Below are 244 nucleotides of genomic sequence, written 5' to 3'. Positions count from 1 at the left end.
GGAGGTGTAGATCACATAAGCCAAATTACGCGGCGTCAGCCCTTCGACGCTCGGATCGCTTTCGCTGTATTCAGCCAGAGACTCGTCGTCCAGCACCACCAGCGGCAGCGGCGAGGCTTCCAGCATCGGCATCGCCGCGCGCAACGCCGACTGGGTCAGCAAGGCGATCGGCCGACTGTCTTCGAGCATGTAGGCCAGGCGCTCGATCGGGTAGCTCGGGTCCAGCGGTACGTAGGCCGCCCCG

The 244-nt window shown here is 64.8% G+C and carries 1 protein-coding gene; it reads right to left on the bottom strand.

From position 1 onward, the window contains the following. Positions 1-244 (bottom strand): AMP-binding protein (locus AC6CH2_RS22560; RefSeq protein ID WP_498271172.1); only part of this gene is annotated, 244 nt, incomplete at both ends.

The sequence above is a fragment of the Lysobacter sp. GQ73 genome, from assembly GCF_059758755.1.
The sequence above is the reverse complement of the archived record's forward strand: the minus strand, read 5'-3'. Positions and strand labels throughout refer to the sequence as shown.